The sequence below is a fragment of the Sulfitobacter sp. 1A10359 genome (genome assembly GCF_043558145.1).
GTDB classification, from domain to species: Bacteria; Pseudomonadota; Alphaproteobacteria; order Rhodobacterales; family Rhodobacteraceae; genus Sulfitobacter; species Sulfitobacter faviae.
Genome location: NZ_JBIFGB010000001.1, coordinates 23,279 through 47,169, shown reverse-complemented (window position 1 = coordinate 47,169; position 23,891 = coordinate 23,279). Strand labels below are relative to the sequence as shown.

The 23,891-nt window shown below is 63.1% G+C and carries 20 protein-coding genes; 13 read left to right on the top strand and 7 right to left on the bottom strand.

The window, feature by feature from the left end; genetic code table 11:
- Window positions 1-39: 39 nt before the first annotated feature.
- The 5 genes from miaA (at window position 40) to ACGYK2_RS00215 (ending at window position 6,837) form a co-directional block, all read left to right on the top strand.
- Window positions 40-930: a tRNA (adenosine(37)-N6)-dimethylallyltransferase MiaA gene (gene miaA, locus ACGYK2_RS00235; RefSeq protein WP_271687462.1), complete on the top strand. Its 891-nt coding sequence runs from the start codon at window positions 40-42 to the stop codon at window positions 928-930.
- 106 nt (window positions 931-1,036) lie between these two features.
- Complete coding sequence (locus ACGYK2_RS00230; protein WP_271687464.1) at window positions 1,037-1,807, top strand: AraC family transcriptional regulator; 771 nt, start codon at window positions 1,037-1,039, stop codon at window positions 1,805-1,807.
- A 309-nt stretch (window positions 1,808-2,116) separates the two neighbouring features.
- Entirely contained in the window at window positions 2,117-3,205 is a 1,089-nt protein-coding gene (locus ACGYK2_RS00225; protein WP_271687465.1) for an ABC transporter permease, read from the top strand.
- Window positions 3,206-3,217: 12 nt separating this feature from the next.
- Window positions 3,218-4,684, top strand: coding sequence for an ABC transporter permease (locus tag ACGYK2_RS00220; protein ID WP_271687466.1), 1,467 nt, complete (start codon window positions 3,218-3,220; stop codon window positions 4,682-4,684).
- A 62-nt stretch (window positions 4,685-4,746) separates the two neighbouring features.
- Entirely contained in the window at window positions 4,747-6,837 is a 2,091-nt protein-coding gene (locus ACGYK2_RS00215; protein ID WP_394374176.1) for a dipeptide ABC transporter ATP-binding protein, read from the top strand.
- Between the two features lie 105 nt (window positions 6,838-6,942).
- Here the strand turns inward: ACGYK2_RS00215 and ACGYK2_RS00210 are convergent, their stop codons facing one another.
- On the bottom strand, window positions 6,943-7,470 hold the full coding sequence (locus ACGYK2_RS00210) for a hypothetical protein (protein WP_209218906.1): 528 nt from the start codon (window positions 7,468-7,470) through the stop codon (window positions 6,943-6,945).
- A gap of 180 nt (window positions 7,471-7,650) precedes the next feature.
- Entirely contained in the window at window positions 7,651-8,196 is a 546-nt protein-coding gene (locus ACGYK2_RS00205) for a lytic transglycosylase domain-containing protein (RefSeq protein ID WP_271689979.1), read from the bottom strand.
- Window positions 8,197-8,476: 280 nt separating this feature from the next.
- Here ACGYK2_RS00205 and ACGYK2_RS00200 point away from each other — a divergent pair, with 280 nt between their 5' ends.
- Window positions 8,477-8,977, top strand: a complete 501-nt coding sequence (locus ACGYK2_RS00200) for a single-stranded DNA-binding protein (RefSeq protein WP_271687469.1) — start codon at window positions 8,477-8,479, stop codon at window positions 8,975-8,977.
- A gap of 250 nt (window positions 8,978-9,227) precedes the next feature.
- Here ACGYK2_RS00200 and aroB read toward each other — a convergent pair whose 3' ends face one another.
- Together aroB and ACGYK2_RS00190 are read right to left on the bottom strand one after the other, a co-directional pair.
- On the bottom strand, window positions 9,228-10,334 hold the full coding sequence (aroB, locus tag ACGYK2_RS00195; protein WP_271687471.1) for a 3-dehydroquinate synthase: 1,107 nt from the start codon (window positions 10,332-10,334) through the stop codon (window positions 9,228-9,230).
- Window positions 10,327-10,923, bottom strand: a complete 597-nt coding sequence (locus tag ACGYK2_RS00190) for a shikimate kinase (protein ID WP_271687472.1) — start codon at window positions 10,921-10,923, stop codon at window positions 10,327-10,329. The genes aroB and ACGYK2_RS00190 overlap by 8 nt, the downstream gene beginning before the upstream one ends.
- An 80-nt stretch (window positions 10,924-11,003) precedes the next feature.
- Between ACGYK2_RS00190 and ACGYK2_RS00185 the strand changes: the two genes are divergently transcribed.
- From ACGYK2_RS00185 to ACGYK2_RS00175, 3 genes are read left to right on the top strand one after another with little or no spacing between them, the layout of a single operon-like run.
- A complete protein-coding gene (locus tag ACGYK2_RS00185) occupies window positions 11,004-11,153 on the top strand; it encodes a hypothetical protein (protein ID WP_007120408.1) in 150 nt (49 codons plus the stop codon).
- A 5-nt stretch (window positions 11,154-11,158) separates the two neighbouring features.
- Window positions 11,159-12,805, top strand: a complete 1,647-nt coding sequence (locus tag ACGYK2_RS00180) for a hypothetical protein (RefSeq protein ID WP_331618938.1) — start codon at window positions 11,159-11,161, stop codon at window positions 12,803-12,805.
- On the top strand, window positions 12,802-13,785 hold the full coding sequence (locus tag ACGYK2_RS00175) for a site-specific tyrosine recombinase XerD (RefSeq protein WP_271687475.1): 984 nt from the start codon (window positions 12,802-12,804) through the stop codon (window positions 13,783-13,785). The genes ACGYK2_RS00180 and ACGYK2_RS00175 overlap by 4 nt, the downstream gene beginning before the upstream one ends.
- Here ACGYK2_RS00175 and ACGYK2_RS00170 read toward each other — a convergent pair.
- Window positions 13,722-14,552 (bottom strand): metallophosphoesterase, encoded by an 831-nt coding sequence (locus ACGYK2_RS00170; protein WP_271687476.1) that lies wholly within the window; start codon window positions 14,550-14,552, stop codon window positions 13,722-13,724. The genes ACGYK2_RS00175 and ACGYK2_RS00170 overlap by 64 nt on opposite strands.
- Before the next feature lie 88 nt (window positions 14,553-14,640).
- Here ACGYK2_RS00170 and ACGYK2_RS00165 point away from each other — a divergent pair, with 88 nt between their 5' ends.
- A complete protein-coding gene (locus tag ACGYK2_RS00165) occupies window positions 14,641-15,948 on the top strand; it encodes an HlyC/CorC family transporter (protein WP_271687478.1) in 1,308 nt (435 codons plus the stop codon).
- Window positions 15,949-15,954: 6 nt separating this feature from the next.
- Here ACGYK2_RS00165 and ACGYK2_RS00160 read toward each other — a convergent pair whose 3' ends face one another.
- Entirely contained in the window at window positions 15,955-17,265 is a 1,311-nt protein-coding gene (locus ACGYK2_RS00160) for a DUF2254 domain-containing protein (RefSeq protein ID WP_271687479.1), read from the bottom strand.
- Window positions 17,266-17,382: 117 nt separating this feature from the next.
- Between ACGYK2_RS00160 and ACGYK2_RS00155 the strand changes: the two genes are divergently transcribed.
- Window positions 17,383-17,985 carry an NTP transferase domain-containing protein gene (locus ACGYK2_RS00155; RefSeq protein ID WP_271687481.1) on the top strand — a complete coding sequence of 201 codons (603 nt, stop codon included), beginning with the start codon at window positions 17,383-17,385 and terminating at the stop codon, window positions 17,983-17,985.
- Between the two features lie 70 nt (window positions 17,986-18,055).
- Here the strand turns inward: ACGYK2_RS00155 and ACGYK2_RS00150 are convergent, their stop codons facing one another.
- The gene (locus ACGYK2_RS00150) at window positions 18,056-20,968 is read right to left on the bottom strand and encodes a Hint domain-containing protein (RefSeq protein WP_394374175.1); all 2,913 of its coding nucleotides are present in this window, start codon (window positions 20,966-20,968) and stop codon (window positions 18,056-18,058) included.
- A 1,357-nt stretch (window positions 20,969-22,325) separates the two neighbouring features.
- On the opposite strand from ACGYK2_RS00150, the gene ACGYK2_RS00145 reads away from it, so the two are divergent.
- Both ACGYK2_RS00145 and ACGYK2_RS00140 read left to right on the top strand, forming a co-directional pair.
- Window positions 22,326-22,598: a DUF1127 domain-containing protein gene (locus tag ACGYK2_RS00145; RefSeq protein ID WP_169306066.1), complete on the top strand. Its 273-nt coding sequence runs from the start codon at window positions 22,326-22,328 to the stop codon at window positions 22,596-22,598.
- Window positions 22,599-22,896: 298 nt separating this feature from the next.
- Window positions 22,897-23,865 carry an ABC transporter substrate-binding protein gene (locus tag ACGYK2_RS00140; protein WP_067268365.1) on the top strand — a complete coding sequence of 323 codons (969 nt, stop codon included), beginning with the start codon at window positions 22,897-22,899 and terminating at the stop codon, window positions 23,863-23,865.
- Window positions 23,866-23,891: the final 26 nt, after the last annotated feature.

The following is a 23,891-nucleotide window of genomic DNA, read 5'->3' as shown; positions in this document are numbered from 1 at the left end:
CCCAAGGTTCAATGCGGGACGTAAGGAAGACGCAAAGAAATGCCGGATATTCCCAAGGCCCAGATGGACGCCCTGTTGCAGGGTTTGCCGCCCGAACGGCCGGTGTTGATCGCCGGGCCGACCGCCAGTGGCAAATCCGCCCTTGCCCTCGCCATTGCCGAGGCGCAGGGCGGTGTCATCGTCAATGCCGATGCCAGTCAGGTCTACGCCCCCTTGCGCATCATCAGCGCCCGCCCCTCGCCCGAGGAAGAGGCCCGCGCGCCGCATCTGCTTTATGGTCATCTGGCCGAAGACGCGCCCTATTCCACCGGCCATTGGCTGCGCGAGGTGGCCCCGCTGTTGGGCGGCGACCAGCGGGTGATCATCACCGGGGGCACCGGGCTCTACTTCTCTGCCCTGACGCAGGGGCTGGCCGAGATTCCGGCCACCCCGGTAGAGGTACGCGCCCAAGGCGACGAGATGGCACTCGAAGACCTGTTGGCCGGGCTGGATGCCGAGACCGCCGCAGGCATCGACCAACGCAACCGCGCGCGGGTGCAGCGCGCTTGGGAAGTGTGGCAGGCCACTGGGCGCGGCCTGTCGGACTGGCAGCGCGACACCGGCGCACCGCTTTTGCCGCTGGCGGATTGTCTGCCGATCGTCTTCGATGTCGAGCGGGATTGGCTGAACGCCCGCATCGCGCAGCGCTTTGACCTGATGCTCGAGCAAGGCGCCTTGGAAGAGGTCGCCGCCCTTCGCCCGCGCTATGACCCATCCCTGCCCGCCCATCGCGCCATCGGCGTGCCGGAACTGATCCGCCACCTCGACGGCGACTGGCCGCTGCACCGCGCCCGCGAGGCCGCCGTCGTCGCCACCCGACGTTTCGCCAAGCGGCAGCGCACTTGGATGCGCAGTAAGATGGCAGATTGGCAGCGGGTGACGCCGGAATAGCCGCCGAGCGGGCGGAATTTCTTGCGTTATCCCAACCCTCCGCTAGCCTGACGTTGAAGATTACCCTTGTAAGGTTTCCATTTCTCAACGAAAGCGCCCCGTGCCCGTGACAGAGATTCAGACCCAGACCTTGGCCCAGCTTTCGGCGGGGCAAGACTGGCGGCTGACCCTCGCGCACGACTGCGACCACCATCTTTTGATCTGGATCACCCGGGGCCAAGGGCGGCTGCTGCTCGATGGCCAACGCCGCGGCATCAGCCCGCATAACGCGCTTTGGATACCGGCGCGGTCGCTCTTCGCGCTGGAGCTGGGCTATCAATGTCTGGGCCATGCGGTGCTGATCCCCAAAGACAGTGACGAAAGCCTGCCCGAGACCCCGCGCCAATTGCGGATCCGCGACGGGGCCGCGCAATCGGAGATCGCAACCCTCATCGAACAGATCCAACGGGAGGTCCAACAGGCCCGCCCCCTGCACCAAGATGCGCTCAAAGCGCAGGTGGCGCTGATGTCGGTCTGGCTGCGCCGCCAGATCATGGCAGAGGCGCATACCGCCCCCCGGCCCAAGGCAGGCGACAGGCTCAGCGCGCGCTTCTGCGCCTTGGTCACGCAAGGCGCCCCCAAGGGCACCAGCATGGCCGAACACGCCGCAGCTCTTGGCGTGACCCCAACCCATCTGACCCGCGCCGTGAAGGCAGCTACCGGCAAATCCGCCGCTGACCTTCTGACCGAGCGCAGTTGCCATGCCGCCCGTCGCCTGTTGGCCGAGACCAATCACACAGCTGCCGAGATCGCCGCCACTTTGGGCTTCGGCTCTGCCGCCTATTTCACCCGTTTCATGCAACAGCACAGCGGCCTGCCCCCCAGCAAACTGCGCTGAGAGCCGGGCCGAAATGTCGTTTTCAGACCCTCAGGATGTCGCAAAAACTCATCCAAACTCCTCAGCCGAATGTTGACGCGCGGGTGATTTCCGTGCCTCATGGCTGAACCGCTCCGCACAGGGGCGGGGCAATGAACAAGCGCAGGCCGCCAGAAAGACCGCCAAAAGGTCTTCGGCACCCCAGCGCCACAAGGCAGAAAAACCTGCCACGCACAGAACCGGCGCCCCCAAGGCGCCGCACGAATTAAAAAGGCCAAAAGGCCGCATCGTCGGGCCAAGTCACCGCCCGACCCTGCTACAGGGGACCACATGGGACTATTCATTTTGCGCCGGCTGGGTGTGATGTTGCTGACGGCGCTCTGCCTGACGTTCATCGTTTTCTGGCTGACCAATCTCTATCCGAACCTCGAAAAACTCGCCAAGACACAAGGCAACTTCCGCATGTCGGACGAGGCCGTGGCCAGCTACCTCGAAGACCGCGGCTATTTGCAGCCCACGGTCGACAAGTTCGGCGAATGGCTGGGCGTGCTACCCGGCTGGGTCACCGAAGGCGACACGCCCGAGGAAACCTTTGGCCGCTGTTTCGCCCCCGGCACCCCGGTGGAAGAGCGCCCCACCCGCTGCGGCATCCTGCAAGGCGATTGGGGTTTCTCGACCGTCTTCAAAGAACCCGTGGGCGAGACGGTGCTCACCCGTCTGGCACTCACCGCCAAGCTGATGTTCTGGGTGCTGGTGCTGATGGTCCCCTCGGCGCTGATCGTCGGCGTGCTGGCGGGGATGCGCGAAGGCTCCAAGCTCGACCGCTCGCTCTCCACCTTCTCCATCGCCACCACGGCAACGCCTGAATATGTCTCGGGCGTGATCTTCATCGCGGTGCTGGCCTCCTCGCGCTTTGGCCTGTCGCCGCTGTTGGCCGACTGGGGCTGGATCGACAGCAAGACACTGTTTCTGGGCTCGGCCACTTCCGCCATGAAAGACGCGAACTTCTGGAACTTCTTCCTGCCGGTGCTGACCATCTCGCTCTACGGCATGGGCTATATCGCGCGGATGACGCGGGCCTCGATGACCGAGGTGATGACCGCGCAATATATCCGCACCGCGCGGCTTAAGGGCGTGAAATTCTCAGAGATCGTGCTGAAACACGCGCTGCGCAACGCGCTCATTGCGCCCTTCACCGTCATCATGCTGCAAATCCCGTGGCTCTTGAACGGCGTGGTGATCGTCGAGACCCTGTTTAACTACAAGGGCTTCGGCTGGCTGCTGGTGCAGGCGGCGGCCAATAACGACATCGAACTGCTGCTCGCGGTCTCGGTCGTGTCGGTGATCGTCGTCCTCGTGACGCAGCTGATCTCGGACATCGGCTATGTTTTCCTCAACCCGCGCATTCGCATTTCTTAACGGAGCTTGGACATGGAACCTTTGACATGGACCGGGTCGCTTGCGGGGCTCAATATCATCTTCCTCGGTCTCGCGGTGCTTCTGGCCTTGGCCGTGGCGGTGCAGATCGTCGTTTCCTTCTTTCCCGCCAGTGAGGCACGTCAGATCAACCCGGACGGCACCGTCGCCCGGCAAGGCGGGCTGGCGGGCGGGGTGAACCGGGCGGTGATCCTGCTCTTTGCGCTGCTGATCCTCGTCCTGCTGATCTATATCATCGCAGGCGCCTTCATGGGGCCACAGGCGGGCATCATCGGCGGCATGTCGCAGCAGATGCTGCCCGTGTGGATCGCGCTGATCCTGACCTTCGCGCTCTCCATCCACTTCAAGCGGCGGCTCGGCCTTTACGGCAAGCTGTTTGACAGCACCGTCGGCATGATCGGTTTCGCCATCGTCATGTTCTGGGTCTACACCGGTATCTTCGGCGGGCTGTTCGATCTGTTGGTGACGCATGACAGCCTCAGCCAGACCTCGGGGATGAAAAACAAACTGCCCGGCACGCCCCTGCGCAGCCCGGATGAAGGCGAATACCCTTGGTTCCTTTTGGGCGGTGACAACCTTGCCCGCGATGTCTTCTCTCGGCTGATCAAAGGGTCTTGGGTCGTGGTGCAGATCGCGCCGATGGCGACGCTCTTTGCCTTTATGGTGGGGATCACGCTGGGCCTGCCTGCGGGATACTATGGCGGGCGGTTGGATACGGTGCTGAGCTTTCTGGCGAACCTGATCCTCGCCTTCCCGGTGATCCTGCTGTTCTACCTGCTGGTCACGCCCGAGATCGTGCTGACCGGCATCCCGAACTACATGGCGGTGTTCCTATTCATCTTCCCGCTGATCTTCCTCGCCGTGCTGTTGAACGCGCGCTACTACACGCAACCTTCGTTCCGCACGCCGCTTCTGATCGTGGTGCTTGGGGTGGTCGGCTGGCTCTACCTGTCGCTGGTCTCCACCGACGGGGCGATCGTGGCGACGGACAGCTACCGCATTCCGGGCCTGCCGAGCATGATCGACCTCTTCGACATCGACCCCGGCGTGCTGGTGGTCTTCGTCTCGGTGGTCTTCGTGAACTCGCCCACGGTGTTCCGCATCGTGCGCGGCTTGGCACTCGACATCAAAACCCGCGACTACGTCGCCGCCGCCCAGACCCGTGGCGAAGGCCCGTGGTATATCATGCTGTGGGAAATCCTGCCCAATGCGCGCGGGCCGCTGATCGTCGATTTCTGCTTGCGCATCGGTTATACTACGATCCTTCTGGGCACGCTGGGCTTCTTCGGCCTCGGGCTGGAGAGCGAGAGCCCCGATTGGGGCAGCACGATCAACGCGGGCCGCCGCCTGCTGTCGCTCTACCCGCATGCTGCTATTGCGCCTGCGCTGGCGCTGCTGAGCCTCGTGCTGGGTCTGAACCTCTTGGCCGATGGCCTGCGCGAAGAATCCCTGCGCGACTAAGAAACATCCTCCGGGGGGCCAGCCCTCCCGGCCCCTTTTGATCGCCCGACCGGGAGAGCCAAATGCCAAAGACTGATTACGACGGTCCCATTCTTGAGATCAACAACCTGTCGATCTCCTTCTTCACCCGCCTGCGGGAGATTCCCGCCGTGATGGATTTCTCGGTCAACGTCCAACCCGGAGAGGCCGTGGGGCTGGTGGGCGAAAGCGGCTGCGGCAAATCCACCGTGGCGTTGGGCGTGATGCAGGATCTGGGTCGCAATGGCCGGATCGTCGGCGGCTCCATCAAATTCAAAGGCCGCGACCTGAGCGAGATGAGCACAGAAGAGCTACGCGACATACGCGGCAGCGAGATCGCGATGATCTACCAAGAACCGATGGCGAGCCTCAATCCCGCCATGCGGATCGGCAAACAATTGATGGAAGTGCCGATGATCCATGCCGGCATGTCCGAAAAGGAAGCCTACGCGCGCGCCTTGCAAGTGGTCACGGACGTAAAGCTGCCGGACCCCGAGCGCATCCTGAAGGCCTATCCGCACCAGCTTTCGGGCGGCCAGCAGCAACGTATCGTCATCGCCATGGCGCTGATGTCCGAACCCTCGCTCTTGATCCTCGATGAGCCGACCACCGCGCTCGACGTGACCGTCGAGGCGGCGGTGGTGGAACTGGTGAAGGATCTGGGCAAGAAATACGGCACCTCGATGCTCTTCATCTCGCACAACCTCGGACTGGTGCTGGAAACCTGCGACCGGATCTGCGTGATGTACTCGGGCGAAGCGGTCGAGAAAGGCTCGATCGAGGATGTCTTTGACGAGATGCAGCATCCCTATACGCAGGCGCTGTTCCGTTCGATCCCGCTGCCGGGGGCGGATAAAAACGCGCGGCCCCTGAAGGCCATCCCGGGCAATTTCCCCCTGCCCCATGAACGCCCGCCGGGCTGTAACTTCGGCCCGCGCTGCGACTATTTCGTCCCCGGCCGCTGCGACGCCGCGCCGATCCCGATGGAGAGCGTGCCCGGCAACGACCGGCATGAGACCCGCTGCATTCGGTTTCAAGAGATCGACTGGCAAGCGCCCTTGGAGCTGGCCGAGGTCAAGGAAAAGAGCGATGTCGGTGAGGTCGTCCTCAAAATGGACAAGCTCAAGAAATACTACCAAGTCGCGGCCAATGCCATGTTCGGCGGCGGCAATACCAAAGTAGTCAAAGCCAATGAAACCCTCAGCTTCGAGGCCCATGAAAGTGAAACCCTCGCCATCGTGGGCGAGTCGGGCTGTGGCAAGTCCACATTCGCCAAGGTGCTGATGGGGCTAGAGACGGCGACCGAGGGGCATATCTACCTCGACGGGCAGGACATCGGCGGCGTGCCGATTGATGACCGCACGACCAAGAATGTCGCCGATGTGCAGATGGTGTTTCAAAACCCCTTCGACACGCTCAACCCCTCAATGACCGTGGGGCGGCAGATCATCCGCGCCTTGGAGATTTTTCGCATCGGCAAGAATGAGAAAGAGCGCCGCCAGCGCATGCTGGAACTGCTCGACCTGGTGAAACTGCCGCGCGAATTCGCAGGCCGGATGCCGCGCCAACTGTCGGGCGGGCAAAAGCAACGCGTCGGCATCGCCCGCGCCTTTGCCGGGGATGCGCGGATCGTGGTGGCGGATGAGCCGGTCTCGGCCCTTGATGTGAGCGTGCAGGCCGCCGTCACCGACCTGCTGATGGAAATCCAGCGCGAGCAGAAGACGACGCTTTTGCTCATCTCCCACGATCTTTCTATCGTGCGCTATCTCTCGGACCGGGTGATGGTGATGTATCTGGGCCATGTGGTCGAACTGGGCGACACCGATCAGGTTTTCGCCCCGCCCTATCACCCCTATACCGAAGCGCTGCTGAGCGCGGTGCCGATTGCCGATACCAAGGTGAAAAAGAAACACATCGTGCTGGAAGGCGACGTGCCGTCGGCGATGAACCCGCCCCCGGGCTGCCCCTTCCAGACGCGCTGCCGGTGGAAGTCGCAGGTGCCCGGCGATCTGTGCGAACGCGAGGTGCCGCCGATGGTGACCATGGCCGAAGGGCATCAGATCAAATGCCACCTCTCGGCCCAGCAATTCGCCGAGATGGAGCCGGTGATTGAGACAGGCACGGCGGCGGAATGAAAAAGGCGCGGTTCCGAAGAACCACGCCTCATGCCTCAGGCTATCTAAGGGGGAACGGCCTGAGGTTATGACGATCCGGCCAGCATGGCCAAATCAAACCCGGATTTAGGGATCAACGGGCGAACCGGCAGTGTTCACATTGGCCAAACCTTCGGCCACGACATCCGCGAAGGTCGAGACGAGCGCCACGTAGAATTCAGTTTCGGACGGCTGCACGTTGACATAGCCTTCGGGCGCGATCTCATCGCCGCTATAGGCCGAAATCATGACCGGGAAGCTCAGGCCAGCGTTGTCGCCGGTGGGGCTTGTAATATCAACAACGCCTTCCAACTCGTTGAATTCCTTGCTGTCGGGCAGCATGGTCGCGCCGTTCAGAGAGATTTTGCGGATGTCGATCTTGATCTGCGGATCGGAGCCATCGCTGCTCATCGGCACGCGCTCTGCCACTTCGGCGCGCAGGTCTTCTTCCAGATCAGGATAGAAATCCATGGCATTGCTGTCAGCCGCGGCGGCGACAGAGGATTCGACGTCGATTTTCGAGACCATGATCTTGTCATCGGCGAAGGCAGAGCCGCTCAGCGCGATAACGCTTACACCAGCGGCAAGGGCGATGTTTTTCATATTCGTCAGCATGTCGTTCTCCTTTGATCTTTCCTCTCTGCGGCGAGAATGCCCCGCTGCAAAGTTTCTGATCAGAGAACACCACGATTGCCCCGGCGGTTCCCAAGAGGGCCGATGCCAGAGGGGCTTACGGGGGTGCAAATAGGCGGACAAACGCCCAAGCGCAGCGCTCACCCCATAAATATCAATGACTTAACTGCCCGTGATCACTTTAACGTAATTGCGGGTTTCCTTGTAGGGCGGGATGCCCCCGTATTTCTTCACCGCCCCCGGCCCCGCGTTATAGGCGGCCAGCGCCAGCTCCCAACTGCCGAAAGCGCGGTACTGCATCTTGAGGTAACGCGCCCCGCCTTCGAGGTTTTGCACCGGATCGGCGGGATCGACACGCAGCGCCCGCGCGGTCTGCGGCATCAACTGCGCCAGCCCCATCGCCCCCTTGTGCGACAGCGCCTTAGGGTTCCACCCGCTTTCCTGCTGCACCAGCCGCAAAAACAGATCGACCGGGATGCCGTGGCGCGTGGCCGCGGCGCGGGCATGGGTTAGAAAGGCCCCTTTGTAAGACCCGTTGTATTTCGGCACGTCCCATTTCGTCGGGGTGACAACCTTGGGCGGTTGCAGCCGCACGGAGGCGGAATATTGTTTGGATGCCCGATTATCGAGGATGCTTTTCTGCGAAGCGAACAGCCCCGCACGGTTCTTGCTGGCGAACATATCGGCAGCCGCTGGCGCTGCCCCCATCGCGATCATCCCGGCTGCCGTCAAACCCACCGCGGCCAGACCGGCCAAAAGTCCCGTCTTTCGCATATCTGCCCCCTACCGTTGCATTGCGCGCAGTATACTTAAATACGCCCCTTCTACCAGCCCCCGAAATCCCGGCCATTTCGCGGGCCGTGGCGATGGGCGGCGGGATGGAAAGCCGGTGTCATCCGGCGAACAAGCACGATATAAACAGCCGAATTGGGCGCGCTCGGATTCGCGCCCGACGCAATGACACAGCAATGACAAACGAGGGGGCAAGATGGCCGGCTCAGTGAACAAAGTGATCCTTATCGGCAACCTCGGGCGCGACCCCGAGGTGCGGTCGTTCCAGAACGGCGGCAAAGTGTGCAACCTGCGCATCGCCACCTCGGAGACATGGAAAGACCGCAACACCGGTGAGCGCCGCGAGAAGACCGAATGGCATTCGGTGGCGATCTTTCAAGAAGGGCTCGTCCGCGTGGCCGAGCAATACCTCAAGAAGGGCTCCAAAGTGTATATCGAGGGCCAGTTGCAGACCCGCAAATGGCAGGACCAATCGGGCGCAGACCGCTATAGCACCGAAGTCGTGCTGCAAGGCTTCGGCGGCACGCTGACCATGCTCGACGGTCCCGGCGGCGGCTCCGGCGGCGGCGGTGGTGGCGGCGGCTACGGTGGTGGCGGCGGTGGCGGCAACGACTACGGCTATGACAGCGGCCCGTCCTCTTCGGGCGGCGGTGGCGGCGGCGGTAGCCGTGACCTCGATGATGAGATCCCGTTCTGATTTAGACTATTGGGTGGGGCGCTGGAGCGCCCTGCCCGCCTTGAGCGACGGCTCAAGATTACCACCCAGCCCGGAATCAAGCCGAAGGCGCCGGGCCATCGCCTGCCCGCCCCACCGGGTAGGCGATGGCCCTCGGCTAGACAGCAGCCTCGCGCAGAGACACCTCTCAGGCCAACTGATCCGAAAATTACCTAGCCCGAATTTTAACTGCAGGCGATGGCCCTTTACGCGAAGCCGTAGCCTTGGGGCTTCAGCCGAGCGCATCCCGCAGCAGCCCAAGCACCTCGGCGTTCTCCACCTCGGCCCCCGCAAAGGCCTGCCCGATGCCGCGTGCCAGAACAAAGCGCAAACGGCCATCGACCACCTTCTTGTCTTGCCCCATCAGCCGCAGCAGTTCCTCGGCCTCGGGCAGATCGCCGGGAATGTCGCGCAGGTCGGTCTTCATGCCCATCTGCACCAAATGGGCGCGCAGACGGCTCGGGTCTTCCTGCGGGCAAAGCCCCAGCCGCGCGGAAAGCTCAAAGGCCAGCGCACAGCCAATCGCCACCCCTTCGCCATGCAGCAGCCGGTCGGAATAGCCCGTCGCGGCCTCAAGCGCATGGCCGAATGTATGGCCAAGGTTCAAAAGCGCACGGTCGCCCTGCTCTGTCTCGTCGCGCTCCACAATATCGGCTTTCATCTGAACCGACCGGCGCACCGCTTCGATCCGGGCGGCCATATCGCCCGCCGCAAGGGCCGGGCCCTTCGCCTCCAGCCAATCAAAGAACGCCGCATCGCCGAGCAGCCCGTATTTCACCACCTCGCCATAACCGGCAAGGAAATCCCGCTTGGGCATGGTGCCCAACACCTCGGTATCCGCCAACACGAGGCTGGGCTGGTGGAAGGCCCCGATCAGGTTCTTGCCTTGGCGCGCGTTGATCCCGGTCTTGCCGCCCACCGAACTGTCGACCTGCGCCAAAAGAGAGGTGGGGATCTGCACGAAACGCACCCCGCGCCGCAGCACGGCGGCGGCGAAACCCACCAGATCACCGATCACCCCGCCACCAAAGGCCACAACGATATCGCCGCGCTCCACCTGCTCATCAAGCAGCCAGTCCACGCAGCGTTGAAGATTGGCCCAATCCTTGGTCCCCTCTCCGGGGGCGAGTTCCAGCGCAGACATCGCGATGCCCTCGGCGGCCAATCCCTCCCGCAGAGATTGCAGATGCAGTGCGGCGACGCGGCTTTCGGTGATGACGGCCACCCGCTTGCGGCGCAGCAGCGGCGCGATCAGCGCGCCGGCATCCCCCAGCAAGCCCGCCCCGATAACCACGTCATACTCCCGCCCCGGCAGGGCGACGGAAACTGTCTCACGCATCCAATCTCTCCAAAACATCGGGCCTTGTCAGCAGCTTGTCGATCACCCGGTTGGCCATGGCGTCAATCGACAGGCGCGGGTCGCAGCGCACCGAAAGATCCGCCAACCGGTAAAGCGGCACCCGGTCGCGATAAAGCGCGGCCAGCGTGGCCTTGGGATCAGCCGTGCGGAGCAGCGGACGGCTGTCTTTGTAGCGCACCCGGTTCCACAGCAGGTCCAAATCCGCATCGAGCCAAAGCGCCACACCGTAAGCTGCGATATTGTCGCGGTTCACCTCGGCCAGAAAGGCGCCACCGCCGGTCGACAGGATGCAGCGTTCCTCGGCCAAAAGCCGCGCGATCACCTCGGTCTCGCGTTTGCGAAAGAACGGCTCGCCGTCGCGGGTAAAAATCTCGGGCACGCTGAGATTGGCCGCTGCTTCGATCTCCGCATCGCTGTCCAGAAAAGGCGCGCCCAGTTTGGCCGAGACCGCACGTCCCACCGCCGTCTTGCCCGCGCCCATCATGCCAACCAGCGCCACCGTCTTGTTCAGACGGTAGCGGGGCGGCGTTTCTTCGCCATTGGTCATGCTGTGCTTAATTCCGCTCATTTTTCTCTGAATGACGTGATCTTGCCGAAAAGGCCATATATAGTTTGGCAAAATAGCAGAATTCCGGGCAGGCATAAATCATGGGTAAACTTTTTAAGCTTTTGATATTTCTATTGATTGTCGGCTTCATCGGTCTCGTAGGCTATGCCTATGTCGGGCCTTTCTTTGGCGTGGATTTTTCGCCCGAACAGATTGAGACGCGCCAGCCTGTCACGCTGACAGCGGATTGAGCGGCGTGGCAAACGCCCTGTCCAAAGGCAAACGGGCCCTTTGTGCTGCGTTGATTTGCTCGGTCAGCGCCACGGCCCTGCTGGCCGAATCCGAAGAAGACCGCAATCTGGGCCGCGAATCGCGACAGGCGGCTCAGCAGCAAGAACAGCCCCCCGCGGCCAATGATCAGCCGCTTTCGGTGATCGACTGGCTGGGCGCGCAATCGCCGCCCGAAAACCGGCCAAAACGCCCGCCCAACCCGGGCCGGGTGCCGGAACCGCCCGTGGCCGACAGCGCCCTGCCGCCGCCCGTGCAGGTCACGCCCTTGGGCGATGGCGCGCCGCGCCGCATCGGGCTGGTGCCCGGCTCGGTCACCGGACTGCGCGGAGACATCTGGCTGGGCAGCGACGCCAGCGCGCTGATCGACCGTATCCGCGACCTGCCCGACCTGCATCTGCCCGCCGCGCAGGCGCTGCTCTACACCGTGCTTCTGGCCGAGGCGCAGGCCCCGCAGGGCGAGGCGCGCAACGGCGATCTTTTGGCGCTGGCGCGGGGCGAAAAGCTGATGGAGCTTGGCGCCCTCGACCCGGCGCTGTCGCTGATCGAACAGGCTGGGGTAACCACCTCGACCGCGCATTTCGACCTGTGGATGCAGCTTTCCCTGCTCACCGGGACCGAACATCGCGTCTGCGAGCGGTTGGTGAAATCGCCGCATCTGACCCGCGACTATGGCACCCGGATTTTCTGCAACGCCCGCGCCGGCAATTGGGAGAACGCGGCCCTGACCTTTGGCTCGGCCCAAGCGCTTGGGCTGCTGCCCGAGGCGCAGCTCGAACTCTTTGACCGTTTCCTGAACCCGGATTTCTACGAAGGGGCCGAACCGCTGCGCGTCCCGCGCCAGATGGACCCGATGACCTTCCGCCTGTTTGAAACCATTGGCGAGCCCTTGCCCTCTAACATCTTGCCGCGTGCTTATGCGGTGGCCGATCTGCGCGACATCGCCGGATGGAAGGCCCAGCTTGAGGCCGCCGAGCGGCTGACCCGCGCGGGCGCCCTGCCCGACAACCTGCTGCTGGGGCTTTATACCGACCGTCAGCCCGCCGCCTCTGGCGGGGTCTGGGACCGGGTTGCGGCGCTGCAACGGTTTGAAACGGCTCTGCGCACCGGCAGCGCCGAGGCGGTGGCCAAGACCCTGCCGCCCGCTTGGGAGGCGATGCGCGAAGCCTCTCTCGAAGTGGCCTTTGCCACACTCTTTGCCGAACCGCTCTCGACCATCCCGCTGGCGGGCCGTCCCGCGCGTCTGGCGCGGGATGTGGCGCTGCTGTCGCCCAATTACGAGGCCGCTGCGGCGCGGGTGATCGGCAAGTCCCCCGAGGACGAATTGCTGCGCGCCGTCGCCGTTGGCGATGCGCCCAAAGGCCCCGCTCCGGATGCGCCTTTGGCCGCTGCGGTTCACGATGCTTTCGCCGATCCCACCCCCCGCACCGACCTAATGGCGCTGGCGCGGGCCAAGGAGCTGGGCATGGCAATTTTGCGCCTACTGTCGCTCTTGCATGACGGGGCGAGTGGTGACACATCGGCGCTCCGCGACGCCCTAGCCACCCTACGCGCCCTCGGATTGGAAGACACCGCCCGACGTGCCGCCTTGCAGATTGTATTGCTCCAGCAATGATGATGTCCCAGACCCCGACCTTCCATTGGATCTCCAGCTTTCTGGAGGCCGCCGCCGCCGAACAGGGTGCCGCCACCAACACGCAGCTGGCCTATGGCCGCGACCTGAAGGATTTCGATTCCTTTCTCGCGCAGCGCAACCATGACTTCCTGACCGCCAGCCGCGGCGAGGTCGAAGATTACCTTGTCTATTGCGACGCGCAGGGGCTGGCCAAATCCACCCGTGCGCGGCGTTTGTCGGCGATCAAACAGCTTTACCGTTTCGCCTTTGAGGAAGGCCTGCGCGAAGACAACCCAGCGGTGCAAATCGCCGGGCCGGGGCAGGACAAACGCCTGCCCAAGATCCTGTCCGAGGAAGAGGTCGACCGGCTGCTTGATGCCGCGCGCAACTCTGGCCGGTCGCTGGCCGATCAACTGCGCAACACCTGCCTGATGGAGTTGCTTTATGCCACCGGCATGCGGGTCAGTGAATTGGTCAGCCTGCCGGTCAGCGCCGCGCGGGGCGATCCGCGCCTGCTGCTGATCGCAGGCAAGGGTGGGCGCGAGCGGCTGGTCCCCCTGTCAGAGCCCGCGCGCGACGCGCTGGCGGCATGGCTCGTGGTGCGCGACAAGGCGGATGAGGCGGCCCAAGCCAAGGGCAAACCGCCCGCGCTGCACCTCTTCCCGTCCCGCGGGGCGACGGGGCATTTGACGCGGCATAGGTTCTATCTGCTGATCAAGGAATTCGCCGTGACCGGCGGCGTGCCGCCCGAGAAAGTCACGCCCCACACCCTGCGCCATGCCTTTGCCACGCATCTGCTGGCCAATGGCGCGGACCTACGGGCGATCCAGACCATGCTGGGCCACGCCGATGTCGCCACGACCGAGATCTATACACATGTCTTGGAAGAGCGCCTCTCGGACCTCGTGCTGGAGCGTCACCCCCTCGCCAAGGACGGCACCCGCAATTCCGGCGGCAACACGTCTTCCGAAGGCCAGTAACCGCTTTGTAGCGCGTCTGCATAGGCGCGCGGCAAGCCTGCCTTGGCCATATCGGCCACGGCCCCGGCCACATCGTAGCTCAGCCGGTGAAAGCCCACCTCGCCCCCGTCGAGCAGCGCCACCCGAGTCTGCTGGCCGCCGTCATGGGGCGGCATGCCGATCACGCCTGCGTTGATCCAACGCCCGCGCGCTGTCTCGCGGATGAAGGGCAGACCGGAGTGGCCCGCGATGATGTGATCGACGGGGCCTGCGATGTCTTCCAGCGCCTGCCATTCTTCGTCAAACACCGCCGCCGCACTCTCAGACCAGATGAACCGCGCCACATCGCGCACCCCGCCGTGGATCACGCCATAGCGCTGGCCCTGATGGCGGAACACCGCCACATCCGGCAGCCGACCCATCCAGTCTTTCGCGCCCGCGTCCAACTGGCCTGCCGCGTGGGCATACCACGCGCCCGAAAGCATGTCGCAACTGCTGCCCGGCGCGAAGCCGCAGCCGCAATCCTCGGCCCCGCTGGCCAGTTGCACTTCGCAATTGCCTGCCACCACCGCGCAGCCAAGCGCCCGGATTGCCGCCACGCATTCGCGCGGCGCGCCGCAATAGGCAACAATGTCGCCGGTGCAGATCATCTGCCCCCCGTCGATGCCCCGCGCCGCGGCGAAAGCCGCCAGCGCCTCGACCGCCTGAAGGTTGGAATAGGGCCCGCCAAAAAGCAGCAACGGCCCGTCCAAAACCCCAAGCTCCGCGCAGTTGATTTTCGCCTGCATCGCACCACCCTGCCCCGTTGCAACCCTTGAATGACGCAGCCCCTGCGCCCATAACATTCGCAACACATAATGGATGGATTTAGACCTCATGGAAACGGGCCCCGCCCTTTTTGACACCGCTTTCTGGATCAGCACCGGAATTATCCTGTTTCTCCTTGTCCTGTCGGGCTTCTTCTCAGGCTCCGAAACCGCCCTGACCGCCGCCTCGCGCGGCAAGCTGCGCGCGCAGGCCGACAAGGGCGCAAGCGGCGCGATCCGCGCGCTCAAGATCACCGAGGATAATGAGCGGCTGATCGGCTCGGTCCTTTTGGGCAATAACTTGGTCAACATCCTTGCCGCCTCCATGGCGACAGCGCTCTTCACCCGGCTCTTCGGTGAAAGCGGCGTGGCGCTGGCGACGCTGGTGATGACGCTTCTGGTGCTCGTCTTTGCCGAGGTGCTGCCCAAGACCTATGCCATCACCAATGCCGAAACGGCGGCGGCGCTGGTCTCGCGCCCGATTAGCATCGTGGTGCTTATCTTCTCGCCGGTGGTGACGGCGGTGCGCTATTTCGTGCGCGGCGTGCTGCGGCTTTTCGGCGTGCAGATCGACCCCGACAGCAACATTCTGGCGGTGCGCGAGGAAATCGCCGGGGCGCTGCAACTGGGCCATTCCGAAGGCGTCGTCGAAAAGGAAGACCGCGACCGTATTCTGGGCGCGCTCGACCTGCGCGAACGCGCGGTCGAAGAGGTCATGCTGCACCGTTCGGGGATCGAGATGATCGACGCGGATTCAGACCCGACCGACATCATGGAGAAATGCCTGCAATCGAACCACACCCGCCTGCCGGTCTTTCGCGATGACCCTGAAAACATCATCGGCGTGATCCATGCCAAGGACCTGTTGCGCGCCATGTACAAGCTGATCGGCGGGCCCAACGGCGATGCCGCAGCGCTCAACGGGTTCAACGTGGCCGATGTGGTGATGAAACCCTATTTTGTGCCCGAAACCTCGACCCTGGACGAACAGATGCGCCAGTTCCTGCGCCGTCGCACGCATTTTGCGCTGGTGGTAGATGAATATGGCTCGCTCCAAGGGCTGATCACGCTCGAAGACATTCTCGAAGAAATTGTGGGCGAGATCACGGATGAGTTTGACCCCGATGCGGATCACCCGCTCAAGCAATCAGACGACGGGCATCTGATGGTCGAAGGCGCGATGACGATCCGCGACCTCAACCGCGCCACCGATTGGTCCCTGCCCGATGACGAGGCCAATACCGTGGCCGGGCTGGTGATCCATGAGGCGCAGATGATCCCCACCGTGGGGCAGGTCTTCTCCTTCCACAACTTCCGCTTTGAGGTGATCGAACGGGACGGCAACCGGATCACCCAGCTCAAGATCCGCCCCCTCTGATCCGGCTCAGGCCGGGGTTTCCACCGCTGCCTGCACGTCCTTGCAGGCGGCGGACCAGATGCGCGCCCGGTCGGGGCCGAAAGGCACCTCTTCAAATGCCCGGCGCAGGTGATCCTCTGCCGCGTCACGGGCGGCGGCAGACAGGCCGAGATCGGGGTGCTGCATCAGCCCTGTCAGCACCTCTTGCAAGACCATCTGCACATCGACGACCGAGGCGCCATCGCGCGCCAGCGCACCAAACCCGTCTTCGATCAGCGCGTCCGCTGGGATCGGCGGGATATGCAGGTTTGGCAGTGCGACCTTGCCGCCCGGTTTGGCCTCATCCGAGTAATAGGACAGCACGCGCCCGATGCGGGTGATCACGTCAATCGCCGTGCCGCCATCGTTGATCCCCGGCGACAGCGCCTTGGAGGCAACCTCGCCCAGCACCCGCAGGCCGAAACGCGGGTCTTGGTCGAAGGTGCGCAGATCGCCCAGTTGCACGGTCTCCAAAACCTTTTGCTCTAGACTGTCCCAATCATGTTCCGCGTCCTGCGGGCTGCCCCGCCGGGTGACCATGACCAGAGGCTCACCGACAAAGACGAAATCACCGATCCGCCGGGGCATATAGATCGCGACCCCATGGTCGCGCGCCTGCTGGTCCAGCGCCTCGGGGTAGATATGTTGGATATAGCCGCTCTCAGGGGCAAAGATCGGGCGGGCCTCATCGGGCACCGGACCGGTCAGGGGATGGCCGCCCATGCAGGGCGTCTTTAGACGCTCCTTGAACAATGAAGTGGTCACCGCCTCGATCTGGCGGGTGGTGTCGATCAGGCTGCCGAAGCTTTGCAGATGCAGCACCCAGCGGATCAGGAAGATCACGATGATCGCCAGCACCAGTACCGTGGTCAGGAACAGCACGAAAGAGCGTTCATCGACATAGATGCCCAACTCGCGCATGATGATCGCCACCAGCGCATAGACATAGGCGCCGATAAAGACCGCCAGCGTGTTCTGCGTGGTGCGGTCCTGAATGATCAGACGATGCGCCCGTGGCGTGAATTGCGCCGAGGAGGCCCGGTAGACCGTCACCATGATCGTGATCGAAAAAATGGTGACCGCCAGCATCGCATCGGCGATGATCTGCAACAGACGATCCGCCGCTTCGCCGGTCAACCTCGTGGCGACTTCCTTGGGCACCAAGGGCTCAAAAAGCTGAGTCAGCCCGAGAGCGACAAAGGCCAGCAGCCCCATAAAGACCACCCGCACCCAAAGTTTGCGTGAATATTCGCGGGCTTTGCGAAACAGCGTATGCGGGATCAGGTCTTTGATGTTCATGGGCCAAGGGTAGCACGAAAAAGCGCCCTGCCAACGGCGGCTTAGCGGGAATTTGCAGTCCGGCGCGGTGTAAAAAAGCTCTTATCCTCGCCCCCCGTGCCCGGTAGGTTGGGCGGCATGACGATAGCCTCTCTGCCCGTGATCCTCCTCGCCGCCGGTGCTTCCACTCGGATGCGGGGGCGTGACAAATTGATGGAAGACATCGGCGGTGAGCCCTTGCTGCGCCGTCAGGCACGACTGGCGCGGGGCATTGGCCCGGTCACCGTCGCCCTGCCGCCCCCGCCGCACCCGCGCTACACAGCGCTCAGCGGGTTGGACATCACGCCGCTGCCCGTTCCCGAGGCCGCAGAGGGCATGGCCGCCAGCCTGCGCCGCGCCTTTGCCGCCCTGCCGTTGGACACGCCCGCCGCCATGGTGCTGCTGGCGGACATGCCCGCGCTTGAGGCCCGCGATCTTGCCCGCCTCGCGGCTGCGGTGAACCTGACGGGCGAGACTCTGATCTGGCGCGCGAGCACGGCGGACGGCAAGCCCGGGCACCCCATCATCTTTGCCGCCGCGCTTTTCGATCAGTTGAAACAGCTGCGCGGCGATGACGGGGGCCGCGCGGTTGTGCGCGCTGCCGCAGACCGGATGCAGCTTGTGCCCCTGCCCGACCAGCGCGCACGGCGCGACCTCGACACGCCCGAGGACTGGGCAGCGTGGCGCGCAGAGCAGGAATGACCCGCAGATGAAAAAAAGGGGCGGTCGCCCGCCCCGTTTTCAAACTGTGTCACGCTCGGCTCTTGCCGGATTACTTCACCAGCAGGCTGGCCTCGTGCTTTTTCAGCGAACGACGCGCGGCGGTGTAGCCTTCGATCCCGTCCTTTGTCGCCAGTTCGGGGAACAGTTCAAAGATTTCCTGACGCTGCTCTTCACCGATACCGGCCAGCGACATGTCACCGGGCTGGAAGCTCTCGGTCCATGTCCCGTCGGAGAGGATCACCTCGTGACGGTCGAACATCACATGGATGTAGCTGGTGCCCGAAACCTCGACCACATCGATGCCTTCCATCCCGGTCAGATGTTTCGCCGCGACGAGCACCTCACGCTCTTCGAAGTAGAGCGCGGTCTTCTCGTTGGCGACCAAGACGCGGTGGTTGGGGCTGACCATCATGTCACGCTCGGGCAGATCATTGCCAAGCGCTCCCTTGCGGATCAGCACCGGCTTGAGATGCGCGGCCATTTCGAACTCGGCCCCGGTCATCTCACGCGCGCCGACCCAGCGGATCGTCTGGATGCCATTGTCGCGGGTGATGACCCGGTCACCGACCTGAAGCGCCTCGACCGGCACCTCACCGCGCGGTGTGGCGATCTTGGTCCCCGGTGTGAAACAGGGGATCACATTCTCGATCTCGACGAAGTTCAAACGCCCGGCATCGCTGCCATCTTGGTTGAAGTAGTCAACGAAACCGTCTTCGCGATCGTCGGAGGTATAGGTAATCTCCAGACGGCCACCTTCGGGGGCAGAGCCGCGCAGGTCGAGCGTGTCGTAATCCACGCCCGCGCTGCCACCGTCGACGTCATCGCCCGCGTTGACGTTGACGAAGCTGTCTTGATCGGCACCGCCGGTCATCACGTCGACGCCTGCGCCACCGTCGAGCAGATCGTCACCCCGACCGCCTTGCAGTTCGTCGTCGCCTTCGCCGCCCATCAGCGTGTCATTCTCACCGCCACCGTCGAGCAGGTCATCGCCTTCGCCGCCGACCAGCAGGTCGTCGTCCCGGTTGCCGCGCAGGGTGTCGTCGCCGGTGCCGCCGTCAAGCTCGTCATTGCCCTGACCGCCCGAGAGGCTGTCATCGCCCTGACCGCCCAGCAGCGTGTCGTCGCCGGTGTTGCCCGAGATGACGTCATCGTCGATCTGGCCGTCGATATAGTCATCGCCCGAGCCGCCGCGCAGCATATCCGCATCGTCGGCGCCATAGATCACGTCATTGCCCGCGCCACCGTCGACCGTGTCCATCCCGTTGTTCGGGTTGCGGTCGGGGGTGAAGGGGTTGGACGCGTCCTCTTCGTCGGGGATGTCGAGCACGTCGAGACCCAGATCGGGGTCGTTGCCCGCATAGATCGTATCGTTGCCAGCGCCGCCGAGCAGGCTGTCGTTGCCCTCGCCGCCGACGATCCGGTCGTCGCCGTCACCGCCGTCGACGATATCGTCGTCGATGCCAGCGTTGATCACGTCATCGCCGGTGCCGCCGGTGATGGTGTCGCGGTCATCGCCGGTGCTGATCGTGTCATTGCCCGCCCCGCCATCGACAGAGTCGCGGTCATTCTCTGGGTCGGCGTCGGGGTCAAAGCCCAGATCGTCGCTGTCGCTTTCCGGGTAGCCCAGATCGGGGGCGAGGTCATCGCTGCCGGTGGTGATCATGTCATCACCCTCACCGCCCTCGACCACGTCAGAGCCTGCGCCCGCCTCGACGATATCATCGCCGTCGCCCGCCAGAATTGTGTCGTCGCCGTCACCCGCGCGAACATAGTCGTCGTCGCCTTCGGCATCGGGCAGGATCGCGTCGTCATTGTCGATCATGTCGCCATCGGGGTCGCCGGTATAGGCGGTGTCGATCAAGTCTGCGCCCGCTGTGCCGTCGACATAGCCGTCACGGGTCGAACCGCCGTCGCCCACCGTCACGGTCACCGAGCCTTCGTCGGTCAGGCCGTCGGGGTCTGCCACGGTATAGGTGATCGTCGCGTCACCGGTGAAATCGTCATTGGCGACAAAGGTGATGGTGCCATCGTCATTGATGGTCACGGTGCCATCATCACTCGACGCATCTGTCACGCTCAGGGTGTCGCCGTCGACATCGGTGTCATTGTCCAGAACCGGGATCACGACCGGATCGGTGCCGGTGGTGTCGGCGGTATCGTCATTGGCGACGGGGGCGTCGTTCACCGGGTTCACGGTGACATTCACGGTGCCGGTGTCGGTGCCGCCATTGCCGTCATCCACGGTATAGGTGATCGTGGTCTCGCCGTTGAAATCCGGGTCCGGCGTGAAGGTCAACGTGCCATCGTCATTGATGACGACCGGGCCCGCCGGGCAGGTTGCCATGGTGACGGTCAGCGTGTCGCCATCGCTGTCGCTGTCATTGCCCAGCACGTCGACGGTGCCAGAGGTGTCTTCGTCGATCTCAAGCACATCGTCTTCGGCCACGGACGCGTCATTGCTGCCGCCTTGGGGCTGGCCATCGTCGAAAACCAGATTGTCGATCGCGCCCGAGCCTTCGAAACGCACTTCGAAACGCGACACGCCATCGATGTTGAACTGAACGAAACGCTCACCGCCATCGCCGGTGGGCTGCACATAATGGTTTTGGATCACATCGCCATTGTCATCGTAAAAGATGACACGGGTGCCTTCCCCGCCGGTCTCTTCGATGTCTTTGAAGGTCACGCCCTTCATGCGCACCATGTCATCGAAGTCAAAAAACAGGCTGCCGCCGCCGGCGTTGTCGTCCGGGTCGCTCTGGTCGCCGTCTTCGGAGACGATCAACAGCCCCTCAAGCGTGTCGGAGGCCAGATCGCTATCGCCGCCCGTGGGGTTGCTGCTGTCAAAGATCATCGCATCGCCGGAGCCGCCGCTGGCCGAAACCGTAACGCCCAGGTCCGCATATTCGTCGTCAATGATGGTGCCTGCGCTGAACGCATTGAAATCAAGTGTTCTAATCATTGTGAAATCTCCTGAGCGGTGTTGCACGCGGCGCGCAACGCGGCCGTCTTGGAAGTGGATGCTTTTTCAATTTGAGGAATGGAGCGCCGAACGGCAGAGCGGTCGAACCGGGCATTTCTTGCCCCGCAGAAGGCCAGTGGCAGGGCCTGTCGCTTGTGTATCATCTCGTCTCTCCCTCCGTTCACACGCGCCCCGCTGGCAGAAATCCAGATCGAGCGGCACGCATCCTGCGCAACGAAGGGGAAGAGCCGGAACATGGCCCACAGCCGAGGCGCGGTGCGCTTCGGTATGTTGTGTTTACGGTCGCAAACTTGCGGCGTACCCACATTTCCCGCATCCCTGATGCGCTTAATGCGGCCGCCCCCGTGACCTACAGACTTCTATGCCCCCCAGTTGGGCACCTATAGGAATAGCCCTCCTATACGAATGGACAAAGCAAAAAATGTTTGAAAATTGCCGGAACCAAATGAAGTTTTGCCGCAATTCAGGTGGTTTAGCGCGACTTTTGGGCGCGATTGTTTCCAGCGCACCCCGCGCCGGAATCCCGATTCGCCATAGGATTAAGGTGAATTAACGCTTGCGCAGGACGGCTGCGCCGATCCCTCGGTCAAGACTGTTTCGCATTGTGCGACAATGCCGCCGCAAATCAGCCGCATCTGCGCCGCCTTGTTTTCGACATTCTTTTTGATTGCTTGTTCACCGGCTGGAACCAATCGCCCGCAAACCTGCGGAACTGGTGACGAAACCACGGGCGACCCGCCTTATTCCCGCCGAATCGATTCCTCGCGGCATTGAGCGCCCGCCGGGGCGAAAGCCGCGCGCGTTACGGGCGAGTCATGGTGAGCGCTCCGCCCCTCACCTCGCGCCAAGATTGACCGCGGAGAAAATGCAATTGCCACCCGCGAAGGCCACCCAAACAACCGCCCCATTCTGTTCGATCCGCCGCGCCAAAATGCGCCAAATCCGACCCTCAAAACGACATTTCAGATGCTGCAAACGACACCGCGCCGGGCGGGCGGAAACCTCAGCCATAGTAGGCTCTGCGCCCTGCACATGCGGCAGGGTGTCGCACCCCTATTTCACCCTATTGCAAAGCCCGCTCGGGTGGACCAAATGCGCGGCATGTTGATGTATGCTGTTCATAAGAGGCGCCCGCGCAAACCGGGCACGCTGCTGAACCGCCGGTAACCCCGGTCGAACAGGCCGATCCGCCTGTTTAGACCATCGGGGTTCCAACTGACTTTCCGGATCACACTCGGGATGAAACCCACACAACCGACCCGGCCCGGCCTTCTGGCACTGACCGTCGTCTCTTGCGGATCCTTCCCACTTCGACCTTTTTGATATGGAGCATGCCATGCATTTCCGCCTGCTGAAAAACACCAACCAGATCGCCGGGATGCCCGGAACCGCCTTTAACGGCAGCATCGGTCAAGTCGCCAATGCCGAAGGGCTGGCCCTTGTCGCCATGCTGCGCCGTGCGCTGCGCGACACCGCACGTCGCTGGGAGCGTAACCGCACGCTGTCGACCTTGAACGCGATGGACGACCGTCTGCTTCAGGATATCGGGCTGAACCGCAAAGACATCCCCCAGCACATCCGCGACATGGAAAGTTTTTCCCGCCGCTGAATGCTCTGGCCCGTGCCCCGCGTGAGGGGCCGTGCCGACCCTTAAAAATATGGCGTTCTGCATGGGAACGCCGCATATAGCGGCATCGCGTCAGGCCCGGCGCGGTGCCCGTTCTTGCGTCTTGCGCCCGGCAATCGTGTTGCACAGGGGCGCATGATTTGTTTTCATATCTCCAGCAAACCCGCCCATCGAAAGCTGCCGCGCCTATCGCGCGACCGGCTCCTTCTTGATGGAAAGGGGCAAAGATCAGCGGTGCGCGGCTGCGCGACACTGCGGATACAATAGAGGAGATATCACTATGAAACGCTATTTGCTTGGCACGGCCTTTGCCGTTGCAACCCCGATGGCCGCCGCCGCACAGGACTGTGGCGAAGTCTCGATCGCGGAAATGAACTGGGCTTCGGCGCAGATCGTCACCGCCGTCACCGAATTCCTGCTGACACAGGGCTATTCCTGCGACGTCACCGTGGTGCCTTCGGACACCACTCCCGCCGTGACCTCCCTGTCCGAGAACAACGAGCCGGACATCGTGCCCGAACTTTGGCCGAACTCCGCCGGTGACGCTTACAAAAAGCTGAAAGCGGACGGCAAGATTGTTGAACTCACCTCCGTGCTCGATCCCGGTGGCGTCGAAGGCTGGTGGATCCCCACCTATCTGGCCGAAGAGCACCCCGAGCTGAAGACCATCGAAGGCATCTTGGAAAACCCCGAACTGGTCGGCGGTATGTTCAACAACTGCCCCGATGGCTGGGGCTGCCGCGTGGTGAGCGACAACCTCGCGCGGGCCTATGACCTCGAAGGCAACGGCATCGAAGTCTTTAACCACGGCTCGGGTGAGACGATGGTGACCTCGATGGCGTCGGCTTATGAGAGCCAAGAGCCTTGGTTCGGCTACTATTGGGCGCCCACCACCCCGCTTGGCAAATACGACATGACCAGCGTCGATCTGGGCGAATATGACGAAGCCGCGCATAACGCCAACCAGAACGCCGACACGCCGGACCCCAAACCTTCGGCCTTCCCGACCGCGCCGGTGCTGACCGTCATGACCAAGGATTTCCACGACGAGAACCCCGAGATCGCGGAGTTCATCGGCAATGTGACCTTCAAGACCGACGAGATGAGCAAGCTGCTGGCTTGGCAGGGTGAAAACAACGCCTCCAACGAGGAAGCGGCGGTGTATTTCCTGCAAAACAACAAGGACGTCTGGGCCGAATGGCTGAGCGATGACGCCCGTGGCAACCTGTCCAAGCTGCTTGAGCAGTAAGACAGACTGACCGAAACGACGGGCGG

What these genes read in the sequence shown, in the direction of transcription:
- miaA (WP_271687462.1), top strand. Translation starts at nt 40, where the DNA reads ATGCCGGATATTCCCAAGGCCCAGATGGACGCCCTGTTGCAGGGTTTG.
- ACGYK2_RS00225 (WP_271687465.1), top strand. Translation starts at nt 2,117, where the DNA reads ATGGGACTATTCATTTTGCGCCGGCTGGGTGTGATGTTGCTGACGGCG.
- ACGYK2_RS00220 (WP_271687466.1), top strand. Translation starts at nt 3,218, where the DNA reads ATGGAACCTTTGACATGGACCGGGTCGCTTGCGGGGCTCAATATCATC.
- ACGYK2_RS00215 (WP_394374176.1), top strand. Translation starts at nt 4,747, where the DNA reads ATGCCAAAGACTGATTACGACGGTCCCATTCTTGAGATCAACAACCTG.
- ACGYK2_RS00210 (WP_209218906.1), bottom strand. Translation starts at nt 7,470, where the DNA reads ATGCTGACGAATATGAAAAACATCGCCCTTGCCGCTGGTGTAAGCGTT.
- ACGYK2_RS00205 (WP_271689979.1), bottom strand. Translation starts at nt 8,196, where the DNA reads ATGGGGGCAGCGCCAGCGGCTGCCGATATGTTCGCCAGCAAGAACCGT.
- ACGYK2_RS00200 (WP_271687469.1), top strand. Translation starts at nt 8,477, where the DNA reads ATGGCCGGCTCAGTGAACAAAGTGATCCTTATCGGCAACCTCGGGCGC.
- aroB (WP_271687471.1), bottom strand. Translation starts at nt 10,334, where the DNA reads ATGCGTGAGACAGTTTCCGTCGCCCTGCCGGGGCGGGAGTATGACGTG.
- ACGYK2_RS00190 (WP_271687472.1), bottom strand. Translation starts at nt 10,923, where the DNA reads ATGAGCGGAATTAAGCACAGCATGACCAATGGCGAAGAAACGCCGCCC.
- ACGYK2_RS00185 (WP_007120408.1), top strand. Translation starts at nt 11,004, where the DNA reads ATGGGTAAACTTTTTAAGCTTTTGATATTTCTATTGATTGTCGGCTTC.
- ACGYK2_RS00175 (WP_271687475.1), top strand. Translation starts at nt 12,802, where the DNA reads ATGATGATGTCCCAGACCCCGACCTTCCATTGGATCTCCAGCTTTCTG.
- ACGYK2_RS00170 (WP_271687476.1), bottom strand. Translation starts at nt 14,552, where the DNA reads ATGCAGGCGAAAATCAACTGCGCGGAGCTTGGGGTTTTGGACGGGCCG.
- ACGYK2_RS00165 (WP_271687478.1), top strand. Translation starts at nt 14,641, where the DNA reads ATGGAAACGGGCCCCGCCCTTTTTGACACCGCTTTCTGGATCAGCACC.
- ACGYK2_RS00160 (WP_271687479.1), bottom strand. Translation starts at nt 17,265, where the DNA reads ATGAACATCAAAGACCTGATCCCGCATACGCTGTTTCGCAAAGCCCGC.
- ACGYK2_RS00155 (WP_271687481.1), top strand. Translation starts at nt 17,383, where the DNA reads ATGACGATAGCCTCTCTGCCCGTGATCCTCCTCGCCGCCGGTGCTTCC.
- ACGYK2_RS00150 (WP_394374175.1), bottom strand. Translation starts at nt 20,968, where the DNA reads ATGATTAGAACACTTGATTTCAATGCGTTCAGCGCAGGCACCATCATT.
- ACGYK2_RS00145 (WP_169306066.1), top strand. Translation starts at nt 22,326, where the DNA reads ATGCATTTCCGCCTGCTGAAAAACACCAACCAGATCGCCGGGATGCCC.
- ACGYK2_RS00140 (WP_067268365.1), top strand. Translation starts at nt 22,897, where the DNA reads ATGAAACGCTATTTGCTTGGCACGGCCTTTGCCGTTGCAACCCCGATG.